This is a genomic window from Streptomyces stoeckheimensis, assembly GCF_045822005.1.
GTDB lineage: Bacteria > Actinomycetota > Actinomycetes > Streptomycetales > Streptomycetaceae > Streptomyces > Streptomyces stoeckheimensis.
The window spans coordinates 2,028,812-2,049,916 of record NZ_CP169550.1 but is presented as its reverse complement, the minus strand read 5'-3'; the positions used below and the strand labels follow the sequence as shown (position 1 = coordinate 2,049,916).

Annotated in this window: 16 protein-coding genes and 1 riboswitch; of the genes, 7 read left to right on the top strand and 9 right to left on the bottom strand. The window is 72.9% G+C overall.

All coding sequences use genetic code 11. The annotated features are described in order from the left end of the window. The first annotated feature begins 49 nt into the window (after window positions 1-49). Window positions 50-1,297 (top strand): GNAT family N-acetyltransferase, encoded by a 1,248-nt coding sequence (locus ACE1OC_RS09555; RefSeq protein ID WP_407836652.1) that lies wholly within the window; start codon window positions 50-52, stop codon window positions 1,295-1,297. 7 nt (window positions 1,298-1,304) lie between these two features. Here ACE1OC_RS09555 and ACE1OC_RS09550 read toward each other — a convergent pair whose 3' ends face one another. From ACE1OC_RS09550 to aroD, 3 genes are all read right to left on the bottom strand, one after another. Further along, window positions 1,305-2,657 carry a phospholipase D-like domain-containing protein gene (locus ACE1OC_RS09550; RefSeq protein ID WP_407836651.1) on the bottom strand — a complete coding sequence of 451 codons (1,353 nt, stop codon included), beginning with the start codon at window positions 2,655-2,657 and terminating at the stop codon, window positions 1,305-1,307. A gap of 83 nt (window positions 2,658-2,740) precedes the next feature. Next, window positions 2,741-4,957 (bottom strand): terpene synthase family protein, encoded by a 2,217-nt coding sequence (locus ACE1OC_RS09545; RefSeq protein WP_407836650.1) that lies wholly within the window; start codon window positions 4,955-4,957, stop codon window positions 2,741-2,743. 226 nt (window positions 4,958-5,183) lie between these two features. Continuing rightward, entirely contained in the window at window positions 5,184-5,921 is a 738-nt protein-coding gene (gene aroD, locus ACE1OC_RS09540; RefSeq protein ID WP_407836649.1) for a type I 3-dehydroquinate dehydratase, read from the bottom strand. Between the two features lie 222 nt (window positions 5,922-6,143). Here aroD and ACE1OC_RS09535 point away from each other — a divergent pair, with 222 nt between their 5' ends. Further along, the gene (locus ACE1OC_RS09535) at window positions 6,144-6,362 is read left to right on the top strand and encodes a hypothetical protein (protein WP_250744176.1); all 219 of its coding nucleotides are present in this window, start codon (window positions 6,144-6,146) and stop codon (window positions 6,360-6,362) included. A gap of 70 nt (window positions 6,363-6,432) precedes the next feature. On the opposite strand, the gene ACE1OC_RS09530 is transcribed toward ACE1OC_RS09535, so the two are convergent. Together ACE1OC_RS09530 and cobN are read right to left on the bottom strand one after the other, a co-directional pair. Further along, window positions 6,433-6,906, bottom strand: a complete 474-nt coding sequence (locus ACE1OC_RS09530) for a hemerythrin domain-containing protein (RefSeq protein WP_407836648.1) — start codon at window positions 6,904-6,906, stop codon at window positions 6,433-6,435. A 30-nt stretch (window positions 6,907-6,936) separates the two neighbouring features. Beyond that, window positions 6,937-10,554: a cobaltochelatase subunit CobN gene (cobN, locus tag ACE1OC_RS09525; RefSeq protein WP_407836647.1), complete on the bottom strand. Its 3,618-nt coding sequence runs from the start codon at window positions 10,552-10,554 to the stop codon at window positions 6,937-6,939. Window positions 10,555-10,607: 53 nt separating this feature from the next. Further along, window positions 10,608-10,684: riboswitch (cobalamin riboswitch) on the bottom strand. 391 nt (window positions 10,685-11,075) lie between these two features. Here cobN and cobG point away from each other — a divergent pair. The 3 genes from cobG to ACE1OC_RS09510 are packed head-to-tail and all read left to right on the top strand — an operon-like array spanning window position 11,076 to window position 14,532. After that, entirely contained in the window at window positions 11,076-12,386 is a 1,311-nt protein-coding gene (gene cobG / locus ACE1OC_RS09520) for a precorrin-3B synthase (protein WP_407836646.1), read from the top strand. After that, the gene (locus tag ACE1OC_RS09515) at window positions 12,383-13,030 is read left to right on the top strand and encodes a precorrin-8X methylmutase (RefSeq protein ID WP_243338785.1); all 648 of its coding nucleotides are present in this window, start codon (window positions 12,383-12,385) and stop codon (window positions 13,028-13,030) included. Before cobG ends, ACE1OC_RS09515 begins: the two co-directional genes overlap by 4 nt. Further along, the gene (locus ACE1OC_RS09510) at window positions 13,027-14,532 is read left to right on the top strand and encodes a precorrin-2 C(20)-methyltransferase (protein ID WP_407836645.1); all 1,506 of its coding nucleotides are present in this window, start codon (window positions 13,027-13,029) and stop codon (window positions 14,530-14,532) included. The genes ACE1OC_RS09515 and ACE1OC_RS09510 overlap by 4 nt, the downstream gene beginning before the upstream one ends. Before the next feature lie 133 nt (window positions 14,533-14,665). Here the strand turns inward: ACE1OC_RS09510 and ACE1OC_RS09505 are convergent, their stop codons facing one another. From ACE1OC_RS09505 to cbiE, 4 genes are all read right to left on the bottom strand, one after another. After that, on the bottom strand, window positions 14,666-15,022 hold the full coding sequence (locus ACE1OC_RS09505; protein WP_407836644.1) for a hypothetical protein: 357 nt from the start codon (window positions 15,020-15,022) through the stop codon (window positions 14,666-14,668). Between the two features lie 152 nt (window positions 15,023-15,174). Further along, window positions 15,175-15,936 carry a cobalt-precorrin-6A reductase gene (locus ACE1OC_RS09500; RefSeq protein WP_407836643.1) on the bottom strand — a complete coding sequence of 254 codons (762 nt, stop codon included), beginning with the start codon at window positions 15,934-15,936 and terminating at the stop codon, window positions 15,175-15,177. Further along, window positions 15,926-16,675 carry a precorrin-4 C(11)-methyltransferase gene (gene cobM, locus ACE1OC_RS09495; RefSeq protein WP_274550138.1) on the bottom strand — a complete coding sequence of 250 codons (750 nt, stop codon included), beginning with the start codon at window positions 16,673-16,675 and terminating at the stop codon, window positions 15,926-15,928. The genes ACE1OC_RS09500 and cobM overlap by 11 nt, the downstream gene beginning before the upstream one ends. Continuing rightward, entirely contained in the window at window positions 16,672-17,979 is a 1,308-nt protein-coding gene (gene cbiE, locus ACE1OC_RS09490; protein ID WP_407836642.1) for a precorrin-6y C5,15-methyltransferase (decarboxylating) subunit CbiE, read from the bottom strand. Before cbiE ends, cobM begins: the two co-directional genes overlap by 4 nt. Before the next feature lie 411 nt (window positions 17,980-18,390). Here cbiE and ACE1OC_RS09485 point away from each other — a divergent pair, with 411 nt between their 5' ends. Both ACE1OC_RS09485 and ACE1OC_RS09480 read left to right on the top strand, forming a co-directional pair. Next, window positions 18,391-19,350, top strand: coding sequence for an oxidoreductase (locus ACE1OC_RS09485; RefSeq protein ID WP_407836641.1), 960 nt, complete (start codon window positions 18,391-18,393; stop codon window positions 19,348-19,350). Between the two features lie 78 nt (window positions 19,351-19,428). Further along, entirely contained in the window at window positions 19,429-21,030 is a 1,602-nt protein-coding gene (locus ACE1OC_RS09480) for an esterase/lipase family protein (RefSeq protein ID WP_407836640.1), read from the top strand. Window positions 21,031-21,105: the final 75 nt, after the last annotated feature.

Here is a 21,105-nt window from a genome sequence, read left to right as displayed (position 1 = left end):
CCGCCCTTATGAAGTGACTGGTCCACCATGACCGATTAGTCTCCGGATCATGGTGGAGATCCGCGAAGTGCCCGAGGCCGACATCGACCGCGCTCTGGAGCTCGCGTACCTGGTCTTCCACGACCGCCCGGAGAAGGAGGGGCGCGAGCGGCACCACGAGCTGCTCCGCGCCTGTCTGCGGATCGGGGCCTACGAAGGCGACGCGATCGTCGGGTTCATGGCCGCGCACGCGTTCCGGCTCTCGGTGCCCGGCGCGGACCTGCCCTGCCCCGGGCTCACCTTCGTCTCCGTCGCCCCCACCCACCGCCGGCGCGGCGTACTGACCGCCCTGATGGGGGAGATGCTGCGGCGGGCGGGGGCGGAGGGAAGTCCCGTCGCCGCCCTGTGGGCCTCCGAGGCCGCCATCTACGGGCGCTTCGGCTACGGCAGCGCCACCCAGGGCGCCACCATCGAGATCGACTCCACCCGGCCGCTGGCCCTGCGCATCGAGGCGGACCGGCGGCCGCTCCGGCTGGTCGCCACCGCGGACCCCAAGGAGGCCGTCGCCGTCGTGGGCCCGTACCACGAGGCGGCCCGCGCGGTCCGGGCCGGACGGCCCACGCGCAGCGAGCGGCGCTGGACCGAGGAGTGGCTCATCGAGCAGGACGAGGAGGACGAGGAGCTCAGCCCGCCCCGGATCATCGTCCTGGGGGAGCCCGGCGCACCGATCGCGGGCTACGTCCTCTACCGCACGAAGCCCGAGGGGGACACCGGGGGCGTGCGGACCCCGGGGCTGGTCCGGGTCGACGAGCTGGAGGCCGACACCCCGCAGGCCGCCGCCGCACTGTGGGAGTGCGTGGCCTCCCTCGACCTCACGGGCCGGGTCACCGCATGGGGCCGGCCGGCCGACGACCCGCTGCTGCACTTCGCCGCCGACCGGGACCAGGTCCGGGTCACCGCCGCGTTCCCGGCGCTCTGGCTGCGGCTGGTCGACGTGGCGGCGGCGCTGACCCGCCGCTCGTGGGCCGCGCCCGTGGAACTCGTACTGGAACTGACCGACGTACGGCTGCCCGCGAACGCGGGGCGGTTCCTCCTGAAGGCCGGGCCGGACGGGGCGACGTACGAGCCCGCCGCCGCGGGCCGGGCCCCGGACCTGACCCTGGACGTACGGGAGCTCGCGGCCTGCTACCTCGGCGGGACCCGGGCCGTCGAACTGGCCGCGGCCGCCCTGGTGGTGGAGCACACCCCCGGCGCGGCGGCGGCCCTGGACGCGGGACTGCGCACCGCGCTGCTGCCGCACACGGCGGACGAGTTCTAGCGATCTGCTAGAGGACTCCGCCGTACTGGGATTCCGCGAGCGCGGCGGCGCGCTGCTCGCGGAAGTTCGCCACGTAGGCTTCGTGCACCGTCGGGCTGTTGTACTTCAGCAGCGCTTCGTCGTTGCTGGTCAGGGCCATGCCGGTGTAGGTGTGGCTGCCGGTGAAGACGAGCTTCTGGTCCTTCGCGCCCTTGTACGAGCCCTCGATGAGCAGGTACTTGGTGTGGCTGAAGGTTCCGGAGACCGCGGGGTCGGCCGGGTTCTTCAGGTCGTCGTTGGCCAGGCGGTGGAGGGAGATCTTGCCCTTCGCGGTCGACCTCGTGAGCCAGTAGGCGGTCTCGCGGTGCACGCCCTCGGCTTCGTAGTCGGAGAGCTTGCCGTGGACGACGTCGACGAAGCAGCCGGCGTCGGCCAGCTTCCAGAGCTTCTCCGCCACGACCGGCCGGGAGATGTGGCCGTTGGCGATGCGGATCACGGTGCGGCCGTCGGCCGTGCCGTGACCGGCGGTGTTCCCGTGGCAGACCGGGGCGGTGGTCCCGTCGGGGTTCGTGACGGGGGTTTCGACCATGCTGAGGATGTTCTCGACGACGTCCGTCGAGCTCCGCGGGAAGAAGTAGCCCTTGGCCGGGCCCGCCTCCACGTCGATCGCCAGGTTGTCGACCCGCCCCGATCCGTCCGGCAGCGCCTGCGAAGCGGCCATCAGGTCGAAGTAGCGGGTGTAGCCGGCGTGCAGGTCCGCGTTGTCGGCGACGGTCATGGCGTCGTTCCAGGCGGATTCGCGGTCCCAGGTGGTGAGGTTGCCCGAGGACTGCACCACGACGTTGTCGACCGGCTTGCCCTTGTCGGGAAGGCCGCTGCCGGTGGTCCGGGAGAACAGGAAGAACTTGTTGTGGTTGACGCCGCCCGTGCCCTTGGCCAGGCACGGCCGGTTCGCGGCGCACACCTTGAACCAGGAGGTGCCGTACGTCGTGCCCGCGGGCGGGGTCGCCGCGAAGGCCGTGGTCAGCTTGTCCCTCACCGTGGCACCGGAGCCGGACATCCAGCCGTCGGTGATGCTGTCGTCGTCGACGAGGACCTGCACGTTCACGTTCCTGCGGTGCGCCGCCCCGAGTTGGTCCGCGAGCCAGCTCGATCCGAACAGGTACAGCGATATCCGGATGGTCGACCCGCTCTGGGCGCCGTTGACGAGACGGCCGAGCTGGCTGAGGATCGCGCCCTGCTCGGCCGTCGTGCCCCTGGGCTTGTTGAAGACCGGGCCGGTGGTCACGTACGTCGTCGTGTCCTCGGCAGAGGCGGACGGAGCGCCCACCGTCAGGAGGGCCCCGATGAGCAGGGCCGTGAGGATTCTTTTCTTGATCACGCGGGTACTTTACGGCGGTCCTACGCAGGGTGAGCCTCAGGGCTCGGCCGAGCTCGACCGCGCTCGGCCGGGCTCAGTCGAGCTCAGCCTGGCAGGCCGATCCGGGCCGCCGCCATGCCGAAGGAGGCGCCCAGGACGCCGGTGGAGATCCCGTCACCCAGCCGGTGCAGATCCTCCTCGCGGTAACGCTTCGCCTTCTGGTGCCAGTTGAGGATTCCGGCGAGCCAGTCCTGCAACTCGCCCACGTAGCCGTCGAGTCCGGCCCGGGCTTGCGCGTCCAGTTTCCAGTCCTCGTAGAGCAGCGGCAGCTGGGTGGCGACGATGTGCTCGAACTCCTCGGTGCGCTGCGTCATCAGGGAGTGGCAGATGTGCAGGGCCTCCGGGTAGCCGATGTCGAAGAAGTTGCGGGTGACGAGCACGTAGTTGTGCACCTCGCCCTCGACCTCCACCTCCTTCTGGTACGAGAAGATGTCGTTGATCAGGCAGGCGGCGTCGGCGGCGGCGTTCTCCAGGGAGCGGATGGTGCCGGAGGAGTAGATCTCCTCGGGGATGCCCCGGCCCGCCCGGCCGAGCCGGCACAGGTACATGGTGAGGTAGGTGCCGAAGGTGCGGCGGCGCATCTCGGCGTAGTCCACCGGATCCGGAATGCGGTTCAGGATCTGGTTGTCCACCTCCCACAGCCAGCTCTCCAGCATGTCCACGAGGGTGGCCCGGAACTCCGCGCGCACCGACGGGCCCATGTCCCGGCTCGTGCGCACCCACAGGTCGCCGAGGGCGCGCTCCATCGCGGTGGCCGGTACGGCCTGTTCGGCGTGGTCGACCGGGATCATGGCGAGGAGCCGGGCGTGCGTGGCCCTGGCGGCCGCCGCGTTCTTGGGCTGGGCGAAGACCACCGGGTAGTAGTCGTCCCCGTACGTGCCCCAGGTCAGCCAGCAGGCGTTGAGGGTCAGGGCCTCGGGGGTGGCGTCCGGGTCGAGGCCCGCGGAGCAGAGCGCGAAGTCGTAGCCGCGCAGCTTCTCCTCGTTCCAGATCGCGGAGCCGGGGTCGCCGATCTGCGGGTCGAGCAGGCCCATCTCCCGGGCCCAGGCCACGGATTCCTCGCGCGCGCGGGTGTGGTGCGGGCTGAGCGTGAGCGGGAACGGCATGTAGACGTCCGGGATGACGGACGGGCCGGTGTGCTCGAAGGGGACGTGGGTGAAGGAGCGCCGGCGCAGCTCCAGGGCGCGGGGGGCGAGGAGGGAGCGGAGGTCGAGGGCGGTGGTGCCGAGGCCCGTCGGCATGAACGGCAGGGTGAGCGGGGCGGTGGCCCGGGCCTCCTTGTTCATGTAGCGGCTGGAGACCATGTGCCACTCGTGGCCGCCGGACTGCCAGTCCTGCAGGCCCTTGGCGTAGGCGAGGACGGCGGCGATCTCGGCCGGGTCCATGGCGTGTTCGGCGAAGAGCTGGGGGAGTTCGGCGAGGGCGGTCTGCTCGAACTGCTGGAGCCGGGAGGTGAGGAGGTCGTTGGAGGCCTCGGCGGCCTCCTGGGTGGTGCAGCCGAGGAAGGTCTCCAACACCAGGATGGCGTTGGACAGTTCGCCCTCTTCGGAGACCTCGCGCTGGTAGGAGAAGATGTCGTTCCTGATGTGCACGGCGTCCGAGAAGGAATCGCGCAGCACGCCGAGGGGGCGGGAGTGCGCGACGCGGGCCGGAACCTCCGCGGAGACGTACTCGATGAGGCCGGCCGACCAGGGGGCGCCACCGACCTTGCGGCGCATCTCGATGTATTCGAGGGGGTTGGAGACCCGGCCGATGTTGATGTTGGCGAGTTCCCACATCGACTCGTCGAGCAGGTTCTTGGTGGACAGGGAGAACCGTTCCCGCCAGTCCATCGACATGGCCGGGACGGTACGGGCCCACAGGTCGGCGAGTCCGGCCTCGACGGGGTTGGTGGCCTCGGGGAACCCGTCCGCCAGGTCCATCGGCATGAAGGCGCCGAGCCGGTCGAGATAGGCCTTGGCGCCCTCGCGGTCCTGGGAGCGTTTGAACATCTCCAGGAAGTGGTCGTCGAAGAAGAACACCCACACGTACCAGTCGGTGACCAGGGACAGCGCCTCGCCGTCGCAGTCGGGGTGGGTGTACGAGCAGAGCAGGGCGTAGTCGTGCGAGTCGAGGTCGCGCTCCTCCCAGACGCCGGAACCTTCCAGCATCCCGAAGTCGCGGGCCCACTTCTTGGTGTGGACCCTGGCGTCCTCCAGGTGGGGGTTCAGTCGCGCCGGATAAGGCACATAGAAATCCGGCAGTTGAAACGGCTGCGTCACGGCAGGGTGGGCCTTTCGTCTGACTGTCTCGTCGGTTTCCTCACGAGATCAGCAGGGCCCTACCCCGGGTGCCGGTGGGATAAGGGGGAGTTCACTTCATCAGGTGACGTGTGCGCCGTTCTGCGACGGATGGGGCCGGTGACCGGTAGAGCGACGGGGGAGACGCAGCCGGGGGAGGGGCCGGGGAGGCGGCCGGGGAGGTGGTGCCCCTCCCCGGCGCGGGGGCTCAGGCCCCGGCGGACTTCCGCTCGTCGAACGCCGGGTAGAACTTGCGCAGCAGGCCGAAGGTCTCGGGGAAGTCGAGCTGGCCCGGGGCGGAGCTGGCACCGAAGAAGGAGTACGTGATCCGGGACCCGAGGGCGGGGAAGAAGACGCGGGACACCGCCCCGGCCTCGCCCATGGCGATGACGACCAGCCGGGTGTCCTCGGCTCCGGCGCGCAGCAGGAGCGAGGCCAGCCGCCGTACGTCGTCCTCGGAGCGCACCATCGTGGACACCTTGACCACATCGGCGCCGGCGCTCTTCGCGTCGTCGATGACGGCCTGGAGTTCCTCGGTGGCCGGAGTGAATTCGAAATTGTGATAGGAGACGAGCGCCACCGTGTCGTGCCGGTGGGCGGCCTCGATCACCTCGGACAGGATTTCCCCGGAGGAAAGCTCGATGTCCACGGCGTCGACCCGAGGGGCGAGCGCGCGGAACAGTTCGAGCCGCTGCGCCTCGGTGCCCTTCCACTCGCCGCCTTCGCGGGCGGACCGGATCGTGGCCAGGACCGGCAGCGTCTTGAACTCGTCGACCTGGGCCAGGACATGGTCCGTTCCGGTCGCCGCGTACCGGTCGACGCGCAGTTCGGCCACGTCGACGCCGGCGCTCTTCGCGGCGTGGGCGCGCGGCTCGGTGTCGCTGTCGTCGAAGCTGACGGCCACCAGCGGAATCCCGCCGTCGAGAAGCGCCCGCAGTGAATTCATTTCTTGGTCACAGCCTTTTCGATTCCGATATCCGACGCGAAGTGCAGGGGGAACGGGGCGGATTATACGTGGAATCCGCCGGAGTGAGGGGGGTGCGCCCGCCCCTTGGTCGGGCGGGTGCACGGCGCGCCGGAAGGCGCTGGTGTCGCATCCCCGGATGCTTGTCCGATTGTTCTAGGTTTGTGACATCAGTTCATACTTTGTGATTCCGGAGGGACACTCATGGCGATCGACCTCGACAAGGTGCTGGACAAGGCGTGGGCCGACAAGCCGCTCGCGGAGGTGCTCGCGGCGCCGGTGGCCGCGCTCAAGGGCGTCACCGACAAGGACGGCGAGCTGCTGCAGGAGGCCTTCGGCGTCAAGACCGTCGCCGACTTCGGCCAGCTGAAGTACGCGCGCTGGGCGCAGGCGCTGGTCGCGCTGAACCAGACCACCAAGTAGCGCGAGTACCAAGTAGCGCGAGCACCAAGTAGCACGAGCACCAAGTAGCGCGACCACCCGGGCGCACCGGCTACCCGGCGGGCCTCAGGTCCCCGTCGGGATGGGCCGCGCGCCAGGCCTCGATGGACCGGTCCCAGTCGTCGCCCGTCAGGGCGGTGAGGGAAGCGGGAAAGAGGCCGTCCTCCTCTTTCGCGATGTGGTGGTGGAGCTCCTCCACCGCCCGGCGCAGGGCCTCGGCGTCCGCCGGGTCCGCCACGTCGGCGCCGGCGAGGAACGCCGCCAGCTCGCGGTGTTCCCCGACCAGCGCCGCGATGTACGGGGCGTACTCCGGGTCCTGCTCCATGACCGCGAAAAGGCCGTCCTCCTCGCCCTTCCAGTGGGCGAGGAGGACGGCCGTCATCTCCGCGACGAGGGCGCGCGCCCTCGTGAGGTCCCCCGCGTCCAGGGCGCGCAGCGCGTCGCCCGCGGCGTTCGTCACCGCCTCGTGCTCGGCGATGAACTCCTTGATCAGGGGGATCTCGCGGCAGCCGCAGTAATGGCACATGCGGCTCAGTCTGATCCAGCCGGTGCCCGGTTAGTCGCTTTCGCCTTCGAGGTTGCCCTCCGTGTCCAGGTACACCTGGCGCAGCGCCTCCAGGACCTGCGGATCCGGCTTCTCCCACATGCCGCGGGACTCGGCCTCCAGCAGCCGCTCCGCGATCCCGTGCAGGGCCCAGGGGTTGGCCTCCTCCAGGAAGGCGCGGTTCTCCGGGTCCAGGACGTACGTCTCGGTCAGCTTGTCGTACATCCAGTCGGCGACCACGCCGGTCGTGGCGTCGTAGCCGAAGAGGTAGTCGACCGTGGCCGCCAGCTCGAAGGCTCCCTTGTAACCGTGGCGGCGCATCGCCTCGATCCACTTCGGGTTCACGACGCGGGCACGGAAGACGCGGGAGGTCTCCTCGACCAGCGTGCGCGTCTTGACCGTCTCGGGCCGGGTCGAGTCACCGATGTACGCCTCGGGGGCCGTGCCGCGCAGGGCGCGGACGGTGGCCACCATGCCGCCGTGGTACTGGAAGTAGTCGTCGGAGTCGGCGATGTCGTGCTCACGGGTGTCGGTGTTCTTCGCCGCGACCGTGATCCGCTTGTAGGCGGTCTCCATCTCCTCGCGCGCCGCGCGCCCCTCCAGGCCCCGGCCGTACGCGTACCCGCCCCACACCGTGTAGACCTCCGCGAGGTCGGCGTCGGTGCGCCAGTCGCGGGAGTCGATCAGCTGCAGGATGCCCGCGCCGTACGTGCCCGGGCGCGAGCCGAAGATGCGGGTGGTGGCCCGCCGCTCGTCCCCGTGCACGGCCAGGTCGGCCTGCGCGTGGGCCCGTACGAAGTTGTCCTCGGCCGGCTCGTCCAGCGAGGCCGCCAGCCGTACGGCATCGTCCAGCAGGCCGATGACGTGCGGGAACGCGTCACGGAAGAAGCCCGAGATGCGCAGGGTCACGTCGATGCGCGGACGGCCGAGCTCGGCGAGCGGGATCGGCTCCAGGCCGGTGACGCGGCGCGAGGCCTCGTCCCAGACCGGGCGGACGCCGAGCAGCGCCATGGCCTCGGCCACGTCGTCGCCCGAGGTGCGCATCGCACTCGTGCCCCACAGGGACAGGCCGACGGACGCGGGCCATTCGCCGTTGTCCGTGCGGTAGCGGGTCAGCAGGGAATCGGCCAGGGCCTGGCCGGTCTCCCACGCGAGGCGCGAGGGAACGGCCTTCGGGTCCACCGAGTAGAAGTTGCGGCCGGTCGGCAGCACGTTCACCAGACCGCGCAGCGGGGAGCCGGACGGGCCCGCCGGGACGAACGCGCCGTCCAGGGCGCTGACCACGTGGGCGATCTCGTCGGTGGTGCCGGCCAGGCGCGGGACGACCTCGCGGGCCGCGAAGTCCAGTACGGCCGCCACCTCCGCCGAGTGCCCGGCGGCGACCGAAGCCACCGCCTCCGGAGCCCAGTTCGCGTCCTCCATCGCCTGGACCAGCGCGCGGGCCGTCTCCTCCGCCTCGTCGGCGGTGGTGCGGGTGGCCGCGGACTCGTCGAGTCCGAGCGCCTCGCGCAGACCGGGCAGGGCCGTCGTACCGCCCCAGATCTGGCGGGCGCGCAGGATGGCGAGGACCAGGTTGACCCGGGCGTCGCCGGTCGGGGCGCCGCCCAGGACGTGCAGACCGTCGCGGATCTGGGCGTCCTTGATCTCGCACAGCCAGCCGTCGACGTGCAGGAGGAAGTCGTCGAAGCCGTCGTCGTCCGGGCGCTGCTCCAGACCCAGGTCGTGGTCCAGCTTCGCGGCCTGGATCAGGGTCCAGATCTGCGCGCGGATGGCCGGCAGCTTCGCCGGGTCCATCGCGGAGATCTGGGCGTACTCGTCGAGGTGCTGCTCCAGGCGCGCGATGTCGCCGTACGACTCCGCGCGCGCCATCGGCGGCACCAGGTGGTCGACCAGGGTGGCGTGCACCCGGCGCTTGGCCTGGGTGCCCTCGCCCGGGTCGTTGACCAGGAACGGGTAGATGAGGGGCAGGTCGCCGAGCGCGGCGTCGGGGGCGCAGGACGCCGACAGGCCGGCGTTCTTGCCCGGCAGCCACTCCAGGTTGCCGTGCTTGCCCAGGTGGATCATCGCGTCGGCGCCGAAACCGCCGTCCTCGGCGCGGGCCTGGATCCAGCGGTACGCGGCCAGGTAGTGGTGCGAGGGCGGCAGGTCCGGGTCGTGGTAGATCGCGATCGGGTTCTCACCGAAGCCGCGCGGCGGCTGGATGAGGATGAGGAGGTTGCCGCGGCGCAGGGCGGCCAGCACGATGTCGCCCTCGGGATTCGCGGAGCGGTCCACGAACATGCTGCCGGGCGCCTCACCCCAGTGCTCGTTGACGCTGTCGCGCAGCTCGGCCGGGAGCTCGGCGAACCAGCGCTTGTAGTCGGCCGCCGGGATCCGGACCGGGTTGCGGGCCAGCTGCTCCTCGGTGAGCCAGTCCTGGTCGTGGCCGCCGGCCTCGATCAGGGCGCGGATCAGCTCGTCGCCGTCGCCGGAGACCAGGCCCGGGACGTCCTCGACGGGACCGAAGTCGTACCCGCCCGCGATGAGCGTGCGCAGCAGCTCCACGGCGCTGGCCGGGGTGTCCAGGCCGACCGCGTTGCCGATGCGGGAGTGCTTGGTGGGGTACGCGGAGAGGACCAGGGCGATCTTCTTGTCGCGGCGCTCGATGTGGCGCAGGCGCGCGTGGCGCACGGCGATGCCGGCCACGCGGGCGGCCCGCTCGGCATCGGCGACGTAGGCGGGCAGCCCGTCCTCGTCCAGCTCCTTGAAGGAGAACGGGACGGTGATCAGGCGGCCGTCGAACTCCGGCACGGCGACCTGGGTGGCGGCGTCGAGCGGGGACAGGCCCTCGTCGTTCTCCTCCCAGGCGGACCGGGAGCCGGTCAGGCACAGGGCCTGCAGGATCGGCACGCCGAGGGCGGCCAGGGCGCCGGCGTCCCAGGACTCGTCGTCACCGCCGGCCGAGGCGGTGGCGGGCTTGGTGCCGCCGGCGGCGAGGACCGTGGTGACGATCGCGTCGGCGGACGCGAGCTGCTCGATCAGCTCCGGCTCCGGGGAGCGGAGGGAGGAGACGTAGAGGGGGAGCGCCTGGGCGCCGTGGGCCTCGATCGCCTCGGAGAGCGTGTGCACGAAGGCGGTGTTGCCGCTCATCTGGTGCGCGCGGTAGTAGAGCACCGCGATCCGGGGGCCCTCGGTGCGCTGCGGGGTGCGCTCCAGCGGGCCCCACGTGGGGGAGGCCGCCGGGGGCTCGAAACCGTGGCCGGTGAGCAGCACGGTGTCGGAGAGGAAGCGGGCGAGCTGCTCCAGGTTGGCCGGGCCGCCGTGGGCGAGGTAGCCGTGCGCCTCGGCGGCGATGCCGATCGGGACGGTCGAGGCTTCCATCAGCTGGGCGTCGGGGGCCTGTTCACCGGTCAGCACGACCACCGGGCGGGTCTGGCCGGGGGCCAGGAGCACGTCGAGGCCGTCCTGCCAGGCGCGGAGGCCGCCGAGGAGGCGTACGACGACCAGGGTGACGCCGTCGAGGAGACCCGGGAGGTCGTCGAGGGGAAGGCGGGAGGGGTTGGCGAACCGGTACGGGACGGGAGCGTCCCCGGCGTTCGCTGCGCGGGCGCTGAGCAGATCGGTGTCGGACGTCGACAGCAGCAGGATCATGCGGCGGCAGGCCTTCCTCGGGGTTTCCGCGCCCCGGGCAGTGAGGACGACGGGAGTTCCTGACTCATCCGGGGCCGGGGCCGCGGATTCACAGTGGCGGGACCGCGCCGGATTCGCACCGGGCTTCCTCCCATGTCGCCGTCCTCGGCGATGGCGGGCCTGTTGGCCGCCTTGGACTCATCTTAGGGGGGTGGGTCACCTGCGGTGACGCTGGGTCGTGGTCGGGGTCATCGGCTGCGGGCCCGTGGGGTGCCGGGTGGGCCGGGGTGCGGTGGTCGGGTGCGGCGCCGTTGCCGGGGCTCTGCCCCGGGCCCCGCGCCTCAAACGCCGGCGGGGCTGGGTTGGGCGGGGGCCGGTGGCTGCGTTCGGCAGGGACCGGCGGGGCTGGGCTGGGCGGGCTTCAGGCGTTGAAGGGCGGCAGGGCTGGATTCGGCGCGGGCCGGTGGTTGGTTCGGGGTGGCCGGTTCGGGGTGGTGATCGACACAGGGGGTGGGCGCAGAATCGTGGGTATGCTCGCCGCCATGCCCACGCCCCCCTCCGCCGCAGCGCGGGACGAACCCGTCATACGGGATCGCGGCGACGCCTGCCCCGGCGCGCTGCGCCTGCATGCCGCCGACGACGGGTACCTGGCGCGGGTCCGGATCCCGGGAGGTCTGCTCACCGCCCGGCAGGCCTCGGTGCTGGCGCTGGCCGCCGACCGGTTCGGGGACGGGCACCTGGAGCTCACCTCGCGCGGGAACGTGCAGCTGCGCGGGCTCGCCGAAGGGTGCGGTGCGGGGCTGGCGGAGCTGCTGGACGGGGCCGGACTGCTGCCCGCCCCCGGCCACGAGCGGGTACGGAACGTCGTGGCGACCCCGCTGTCCGGGATCCTGGGCTCCGAGCGGCCCCATGTGACCCCCTGGGTCGGGGAATTGGACCGGCTGCTGTGCGCGAGCACCCGCGCGACGGCCCTGTCCGGACGGTTCCTGTTCGCCATCGACGACGGGCGCGGGGACGTCGCCGCGCTCGACCCCGATGTCACCCTGCTCGGCACACCGCGGGGCCGGGCCCTGGTCCGGCTCGGCGCGGCCCCGGGCGCCGTGGAGGTGGACGCCGCCGACGCACCCCGGGCGGCGCTGCTCGCGGCCGAGTACTTCCTCGACTCCGCGGACGCCGCCGGCACCCGCGCCTGGCGGGTGGCCGAACTGCCCTCTGTACACGCCCTGGAGGACGCGGAGCTCGCGGCGCGGCTCGGGGCGGCCGGCATCGCCGCGGACCTCGTTCCCGAGGTGGCCTGGCCGTACGCCCCGCCGCCCAAGCCGTGGGGCCCCGGCACCGGTGACCGCACGCCGCTGTGCGTCCTGCCCCCGCTCGGCCGGCTCACCGCGGACCAGTGGCGGCTCCTGGTGCGCGTCGCAGGCGACGGCGGGCTGCGGATCACCCCCTGGCGGAGCATCGTGCTGCCCCGCGCTAGCACCCGGCGCCCGGTCGACGGCTACGCCCAACTCGAGGCGGCCGGCCTGTCCGTCGCGCCCGACGGCCCCTGGGAGTCCGTCACCGCCTGTACCGGGCGGCCGGGTTGCGCCAAGGCGCTGTCCGACGTACGCGCCGACGCGCGGGCCGTCGTGGCCGCGGACGGCGGAGCACCGGCCGGGCCCGCCGGAGCGCCCGTGCACTGGTCCGGATGCGAGCGCCGGTGCGGGCATCCGCGCGGCACCGCGTGGGTCGACCTCGTCGCCACCTCCGACGGGTACCGCCTCGACGGCCGACCGGTGCCCTCCCACGAACTTGCCCAGGCCGTCGCCGACGCGCGCAGCCAACCCCGAGTGTCCGAAGACGCAGTGAAGAAATGAGCGAGTACACCGTGTTCGAGTACGAGAAGGACGGCGCCGAGATCTACCGCCAGTCCTTTGCCACGATCCGCGCCGAGGCGGACCTTTCCGGGCTGCCCGCCTCGGTCGCCCAGGTCGCGGTGCGCATGATTCACGCCTGCGGGATGACCGACCTGACCCGGGACCTGGGCTACTCGCCCGAGGTCGTCCTGCGGGCGCGCGCCGCCCTGGAGGCGGGTGCGCCGATCCTGTGCGACGTGCAGATGGTCGCCAGCGGGGTCACCCGCAAGCGGCTGCCCGCCGACAATCAGGTGATCTGCACCCTCTCCGACCCGGCCGTGCCGGAGCTCGCCGCGAAGATGGGCACGACGCGCAGCGCCGCCGCCCTCGAAGTCTGGCGGGACCGGGGCCTGTTGGAGGGTTCGGTGATCGCCGTCGGAAACGCGCCGACCGCCCTCTTCCGGCTGCTGGAGATGATCGAGGAGGGCGCCCCGCGCCCCGCCGCGGTCATCGGGGTCCCCGTCGGGTTCATCGGCGCCGCCGAGTCCAAGGACGCCCTCGCCGAACACCCCTCCGCACTCGACCACTTGATCGTCCGTGGCCGGCGCGGCGGCAGCGCCATGGCCGCGGCCGCCGTCAACGCCATCGCGAGCGTGGCCGAATGAGCACCGACCGCACCCCCGCTCCGGGACGGCTCTACGGAGTGGGACTCGGGCCCGGCGACCCCTCGCTGATGACGCTGCGCGCCGTCGAGGTGATCGCGGAGGCCGACGTGGTCGCGTACCACTCCGCCCGCCACGGCCGCTCGATCGCCCGCTCCATCGCCGCGAAGCACCTGCGCTCCGACCACATCGAGGAGCCGCTGGTCTACCCGGTCACCACCGAGACCACCGACCACCCCGGCGGCTACCAGGGCGCGATGGAGGAGTTCTACGAGGCCTCCGCCGCCCGGCTCGCCGTCCACCTGGACGCCGGCCGGACCGTCGCCGTGCTCGCGGAGGGCGACCCGCTCTTCTACAGCTCGTACATGCACATGCACAAGCGGCTCTCCGACCGGTACGAGACCGAGGTGATCCCCGGGGTGACCTCGGTGAGCGCCGCCGCCGCCCGGCTCGGCACCCCGCTCGTCGAGGGTGAGGAGGTGCTGACGATCCTGCCCGGCACCCTCTCCGAGGAGGAGCTCACGGCCCGCCTCGCCGCCACCGACTCGGCGGTCGTGATGAAGCTCGGCCGCACCTTCCCCGCCATACGGCGGGCCATGGAGAACAGTGGCCGGCTCGCCGAGGCGCGCTACGTGGAGCGCGCCACGATGGAGGGGGAGCGGACCGGCGTCCTGGCGGACACCGACCCCGACTCCGTCCCCTACTTCGCCGTCGCCGTGCTGCCCAGCCGGATCGGGAACCCGGGCAGCGTGCCCTCCGGACCCGGAGAGGTCGCCGTGGTCGGCACCGGCCCGGCCGGACCGCTGTGGCTGACCGCCGAGACGCGGCGGGTGCTGGCCGACGCCGAGGTGCTGGTCGGGTACACGACCTACCTGGACCGGGTCCCGGTCAAGCCGGGCCAGATCCGGCACGGCTCGGACAACAAGGTCGAGTCGGAGCGCGCCGAGTTCGCGCTCGACCTCGCCCGGCGCGGCAAGCGGGTGGCCGTGGTCTCCGGCGGCGACCCCGGCGTCTTCGCCATGGCCACCGCCGTCCTGGAGGTCGCGGGGCAGCCCGAGTACGAGGACGTGCCCGTACGGGTACTGCCCGGCGTGACCGCCGCCAACGCGGCGGCCGCCGCGGCCGGAGCCCCGCTCGGCCACGACTACGCCACCATCTCCCTCTCCGACCGGCTCAAGCCCTGGGAGGTCATCGCGGAGCGGCTGCGCGCGGCCGCCGCGGCCGATCTCGTCCTGGCCCTGTACAACCCGGGCTCCCGCAGCCGGACCTGGCAGGTGGCGCAGGCCCGCGAGCTGCTCCTGGAGCTGCGCGCACCGCAGACCCCGGTGGTCGTCGCGCGCGACGTGGGCGGGCCGGAGCAGTCGGTCCGGATCGTCACGCTGGCCGAACTGGAGCCGTCCGAGGTGGACATGCGGACGATCCTGCTGATCGGCTCCTCCCAGACCCAGGTGACCGAGCGGCCCGACGGGTCCCGCGTCACGTGGACGCCGCGGCGGTACGGGTGATCCGGGACAACTGAGGCCGTCTACGACCACTTCCCGTCGACGGGCGGAGAGGCTTCGTCGACGTCCGGTTGCCCGACCGGCCCCGCCGGGCAGAAGCCCGGCGGGGCCGGTCGGTCGCAGGGGGTTCCGGCCGCTAGCCGGGGGTGACCGCGAAGCGAACGGACCGGACCAGGAGGTCGTCGCGCGCCGGGTTGCCGTGCGCGCGCAGCTTCCACTCGGGGCCCTGGCAGTTGGCCCCGGTGTAGACGACCACGGCGGAGTCCGTGTCGTTGTGCGGGCCGTAGCCGGGCTGCACCTCGTCGTCGCCGACGGCGTAGAGGTTGACGCACTTGCCGCTGTGCGGGTCGTGCAGGGTCACGTGCTGCTCCTGCGCGTATCCGTCGACGTACTTGTAGTGGAAGTAGCCTTCGGCGGCGGAGGCCGAACCGGGCAGCGACAGGACCAGGGCGAAGGCCGCCATGGTGGCTGCAGCGGTGGTGCGGAGCTTCATGAGGGAGTGGATCCCTTTCCGTGGGGGCGGGTCGGGCAGTGCGGGCACGACCCTAGGAGGGCTCCGAGCGGCGAATCGATCCTCCGTGATCCCTCGGCGTGGCGGGATGCCGGTCCGCGCCACGGACCCTCTCGGCCCTCACCCCTCACCCCTCAGCCGGACAGCCAGGTCCGCACCTCGTCCACGGAGCCGGTCTGCGGGACGCCCTGCGGCACCGGCGGGCGGCGGACGACGAGGACCGGGATGCCCGCCTCGCGGGCGGCCGTGAGTTTGGGGGCGGTGGCCGAGCCGCCGCTGTCCTTGGTGACCAGGAGGTCGATGCGGTGGCGGGCCAGGAGCTCGCGCTCGTCGGCCAGGGTGAACGGGCCGCGGGCGAGCAGCACTTCGAGGCGCGGTGGCGCGGGCGCGGCCGGCGGATCCACCGAACGCACCAGGAACCAGGGCTCCGTGAGGTGCGCGAAGCTGTGCAGGCCCATCCGGCCGGTGGTCAGGAAGGCCCGGGTGCCGAGGTCCGGCAGCAGGGCGGCCGCCTCGGTGAGGGAGTCCGCGAAGTGCCAGTCGTCCCCCGGGCCCGGGGTCCAGCCGGGGCGGCGCAGCGCGAGCAGCGGCACGCCCGAAAGGGCGGCCGCCGCAGCCGCGTTGAAGCTCATCCGCTCCGCGAAGGGGTGCGTGGCGTCGACCAGGTGCGTGACCCCGTGGGCGCCGATCCAGGCCGCCAGCCCGTCCGGACCGCCGAAGCCGCCGATCCGGGTCTCGCCGGGCGGGAGCACCGGAGCGGCGACCCGGCCGGCCAGGGAGGTGGTCACCCGGGGGGAGTCCGGGGCGGCGGCCAGCGCCTCCGCGAGGCGGCGGGCCTCGGTGGTGCCGCCGAGGATCAGGACGTGTGGAAGCAGGCCGGTCGGGTCAGCAGACATGCCGGTCGCGCTCGGCGGAGTACAGGTGGCTGTCGCGGAACTGCTCGGCGCCCAGGGTGCGGCCCACCAGGATGACGGCCGTGCGGACCAGCCCGGCCTCCTTCACCTGGGCGGCGATGTCGGCCAGCGTGCCGCGCAGGATCAGTTCGTCGGGGCGGCTGGCCATCGCGACCACCGCCGCCGGGCACTCGGGCCCGTAGTGCGGCAGGAGTTCGTCCACGACCCGGTCCACGTAGCGGGTGGCCAGGTGGAGGACGAGGAGTGCTCCGCTGCGGCCCAGTGTGGCGAGGTCCTCGCCGGGCGGCATCGGCGTGGCCTGCTGGGAGATCCGGGTCAGGATCACGGTCTGGCCGACGGTGGGGACGGTCAGCTCCCGCTTCAGCGCGGCGGCCGCCGCGGCGAAGGCGGGGACGCCGGGGACGACCTCGTACGGGATGCCGGCCGCGTCGAGCCGCCGCATCTGCTCCGCGACGGCGCTGAAGACGGACGGGTCGCCGGAGTGGAGCCGGGCCACGTCCTGGCCGGCCGCGTGCGCGCGTACGCACTCGGCGATGATCTCGTCCAGGTTCAGCTGGGCGGTGTCGATGAGACGGGCGTCCGGCGGGCATTCGGCGAGCAGCTCGCGCGGGACCAGGCTGCCCGCGTACAGGCAGACGGGGGCGGCGGCCAGCGTCCGGGCGCCGCGCACCGTGATCAGGTCGGCGGCCCCGGGGCCCGCACCGATGAAGTACACGGTCATATCGTCTGATCCACCATTTCGGGGTCGGGCTGGTCGGACTGGTCGGGCTGGGACTGCGGGTGGGACGGGTGCGGCTTGGTGACCGTCCACTGGGTGACGGGCATCGCCTGGCGCCAGCCCGTGAAACCGCCGACCGGTACGGCATGCGCGACGGCCAGTTTGACCAGCTCGCCGCCGTGGCGGCGGTAGCGGTCGGCGAGGACCGCCTCCGACTCCAGGGTGACGGTGTTGACCACGAGCCGGCCGCCGGGGGCCAGCGCCTCCCAGGCCGCGTCGAGCAGGCCCGGCGCGGTCAGGCCGCCGCCGATGAACACGGCGTCGGGGGCGGGCAGTCCGGCGAGCGCGTCGGGTGCGGAGCCGGTGACCACGCGCAGGCCGGGGACGCCGAGCGCGGCCGCGTTGCGGGTGATCCGCGCGGCCCGCTCCGTCACCCGCTCCACGGTCACCGCGCGGCAGGACGGGTGCGTGCGCATCCACTCGATGCCGATGGAGCCGGAGCCGCCGCCGATGTCCCACAGGAGTTCGCCGGGGGCGGGGGCGAGGGCGCACAGCGTGGCGGCGCGGACGTGGCGCTTGGTGAGCTGGCCGTCGTGCTCGTAGGCGGTGTCGGGCAGGCCGGGGGTCGCGCCGAGCCGGGGGGCCTCGGTGCGGGGGTCGCGGCGGCAGTCCACGGCGACGACGTTGAGGGGGTCGCCGGGCGGGTGCTCCCAGTTCTGGGCGAGGCCCTCGTACGTGTCCTCGTGCTCGGAGCCGAGCTGTTCCAGGACGCGCATCCGGCTGGGGCCGAAGCCCCGCTCTCGAAGCAGAGCAGCGATCTCGTTCGGGGTCACCGCTCCGGCGCTCAGCACCAGCACCCGGCGGCCCTCGTACAGCGCGGCGGCGAGCCGGGCCACCGGACGGCCGACCACCGTGACCACCTCGGTGTCCTCCACGGGCCAGCCGAGGCGGGCACAGGCGTAGGACACGGAGGAGGGGTGCGGGACGACGTGCAGGGTGTCGGGTCCGAGCTCCTCGGACAGGGCACGGCCGATCCCGTAGAACATCGGGTCGCCGCTGGCCAGCACCGCGATGCGGCGGCCGGCGTGCTCGGCCATCAACTTCGGCACGGCCGGGCGCAGCGGGCTGGGCCATGCCACGCGGGTGCCGCCGCACTCCCCGGGCGGGAGCAGGTCCAGCTGCCGGGGCCCGCCGATCAGTACCTCGGCCCCGGCCAGCGCGGCCCGGGCGGGGGCTGTGAGCCCGCCCCAGCCGTCGGCGCCGAGGCCGACGACCGACACGGGGGTGGGGGGCGGTGCGGAGCTCACTGGGTGGACCTCGGGGTACGGAAGCGGGTGGACCCGCAGCCTACTGGTCCCGCCCCGGGGCCCTGGCGGGCGGGCCCCGGCCCAGGTCGGGCCTGCCCTGCGGGGCTGGGTCCCCTACCCGCCCTTCGCCCGTTCCCCGGGCTGCGCCCGGACCCGTTGCCGCGTGCGGCGCCGTTGCCGGGGGCCAGCCCCCGGACCCCCGCTCCTCAAACGCCGGAGGGGCTGGATAAACCCAGCCTCGCCGGCGTTTGAGCCCCGGGGAACGGGCGAAGGGCGGGTAGGGGACCTTGCCCCGCGCAGCGGCGAAGGGTGCTGCGGGGACTCCGTCCCGCGCAGCGGTGCGGCCCCGGCTGCGGGAGTAGGGTGCGGGGGCCGGTGGGCCGAGGGGTCCCCGGGAGGGGAGGGGCTGCCATGGCGGGCTGGAAGGCCACCCGGATGCCGGACCAGAGCGGTCGTACGGCCGTCGTCACCGGAGGCAACAGCGGGATCGGCTACGCCGCCGCCAGGGAACTCGCGCGCCGCGGGGCCTCGGTGGTGCTGGGCTGCAGGAGTGCGGCCCGGGGGCGTGCCGCCGAGGTCGCGCTGCGCGGCGAAGTGCCCGGTGGGGATGTGGAGTTCATGCCGCTCGACCTCGCCGACCTGGCATCCGTCCGGGAGTTCGCGGACGCGTACGGGCGGCGCCGCGGCGCCACCCTCGACCTTCTCGTCAACAACGCCGGTGTGATGGCCCTGCCGTACGGCCGCACCGCCGACGGGTTCGAGACGCAGTTCGGGGTCAACCACCTCGGGCACTTCGCCCTCACCGGACTGCTCCTGCCCCACCTCCTCGCCGCCCCGCCCGGAGCCCGGATCGTCAATCTCTCCAGCGGCTTCCACGTCTTCGGGGACGTGGACCACGAGGACCTCAACGGCGAGCGGAACTACCGGCGTTGGATCGCCTACGGCCGTTCCAAGACCGCGAACCTGCTCTTCACCCACGAGCTCGCCCGGCGCCTCGCCGCCGCCGGGTCCGGGATCGTCGCGGCCGCCGCCCACCCCGGCTACGCCTCCACCAACCTGCACGTCGCCGCGGCCCCGCAGGCGGGCACCGGCCTCGGATCGCGGCTCGCCGTCGCCGCCAACGGCCTCGGCGTCGCCATCGGCAACGGGGTCCTCGCCCAGTCCGCGGCCGCCGGCGCGCTGCCCACCCTGTACGCGGCCACCGCACCCGGGGTCCGGCCGGACGAGTTCATCGGGCCGCGGTTCAGCGTGCGCGGCGCGCCGCACCGCTCCTGGCGGGCGAAATGGACCCTGGACGACAAGTCCGGCGAACGGCTCTGGGCCGCCTCCGAAAAGCTCACCGGAGTCTCGTACGCGTCTCTATCGCGCTGAATCCCCGGCGGCTAACTTGCTACTCGCCAGTCACTTCAGGCTGTCGGGCCGCATCCCGCCGCATCCCCTGGGAGAGCCATGCGCAGATCCGTCCTGCCCGTTCCCGTGCCGGTTCCTCTGTTGTTCTCCGTGCTCGTCGCCGCCGTCGCGGCGCTCGTCGCGGCCCTGCTCACGGCCCCGACGGCGCGGGCCGCGGACTCCGCGGAGGCCGCCGCCCGCGCGCAGCAGCGTACGCCGGTGGTCCTCGTCCACGGTTTCGGGGACACCGCGGCCTCCCTCGACGGGCTGGAGGACCACCTGCTCACCCAGGGGTGGCTCGCCAGTGACCTCGCCGAGTTCGGTTACGACTGGGCCGCCACCAACGACTCCAACGCCGCCCGCTTCGGAGCCTTCCTCACCGAACGGTTCGGCAGCCGCCCCGTCGACGTGGTCGCTCACAGCATGGGATCGCTGCTGACGCGCAAGTATCTGAAGGACGGAGGGAGTTCTCGGGTCCGCGCCTGGATTTCGCTCGGCGGGCCCAATCACGGGGCGGGGGACGCGGCCCCGTGCGGGCCCTTCGCGACCTTCTGCGACATCCACGCGGCATCGCTCGCGGACATGACCCCCGGCAGCCCCTTCCTGAACTCCCTCAACGCGGGCGACGAAACCCCCGGCACCACCCGCTACACCACCATCAGCTCCACCTGCGACCAGCAGATCCCGCCCGGCGACAGCCGCGCCCCGCGCTCCACCGAGCTGGCGGGAGCCGTCAACCACGTCCTGCCGGTGGGCGACAGCGGCTGCCCCTCGCACTACGGTCTGCTCGGCAACGACTGGGTGCGCCGGCAGATCGTCGCCGAGTTCTCCAAGGACCCGGTGCGCGAAGTGGAGCTGAAGACGGGGCCGTTCCGGATCACCGTCGACTCGGCCCGGTTCACTTCCAGCGGCGAGAGCGGGCCCGAGCTCTACGACGGCCTCACCCTGACCACCGACGGGACGGCCCGCTCCCTCTGGCACCGCGACCGGTCCGGCGCCACCGCCTTTCCCGACCACGATCCTTGGTTCGGGCTCGATGACGCAGCCCGGAGCCAGGTCTTCGGCGGCCGGGCGACCGTCACCGCCTACCTCACCGACGCCGACTACAGCGCCGGGAACAACGACGACGTGATGGCCGCCGGCCGCGTCCACTGGGACCCGGCGCTCGGCTTCGGCCGGTTCACCGCCCGGATGTCCGGTGTGGACGGCGGCGAGGTCTCCGTCACCTACACCGTCACCCCGGTGCAGGGCGTCCCCGCCTGCCGGGTCCGCGTGGACCAGGCGGAGCTGACCTACTTCGACGACGGTACGACCCGCCCCGCGCTCTACGGGGACATCGCGGTCCGGACCGGCGACGGTGCGCGCACCGCCGTGTGGTCGCGCTCCGGCTCCGACCCGTCGACCTTCCCCAACCAGGGCAACCGCACCAACCCGGACCCGTACTTCCACCAGCGCGTCGGCTCGGGGACTACGTACGGCCCCGGCCCGTTCGAGATCGCCGTCTTCCTCTGGGACTACGACGCCTCCTCGGCCGACGACCTGGTCGCCCGGGGCACGGTGGCCTGGGATCCGTACACCGACCGGCCGGGCACCCGTACGAGCGAGTTCCGAGGGGACGACGGAGGGCACGTGAAGGTCACCTGGACCGCCCTCTGCCCCTGACCCCGATAGAGGTCCGTACGGAGCTCCGGCGGGGGCGCGCCCCGGTATGAGCCCGTCCGCCCCCGTCGAGCCTCC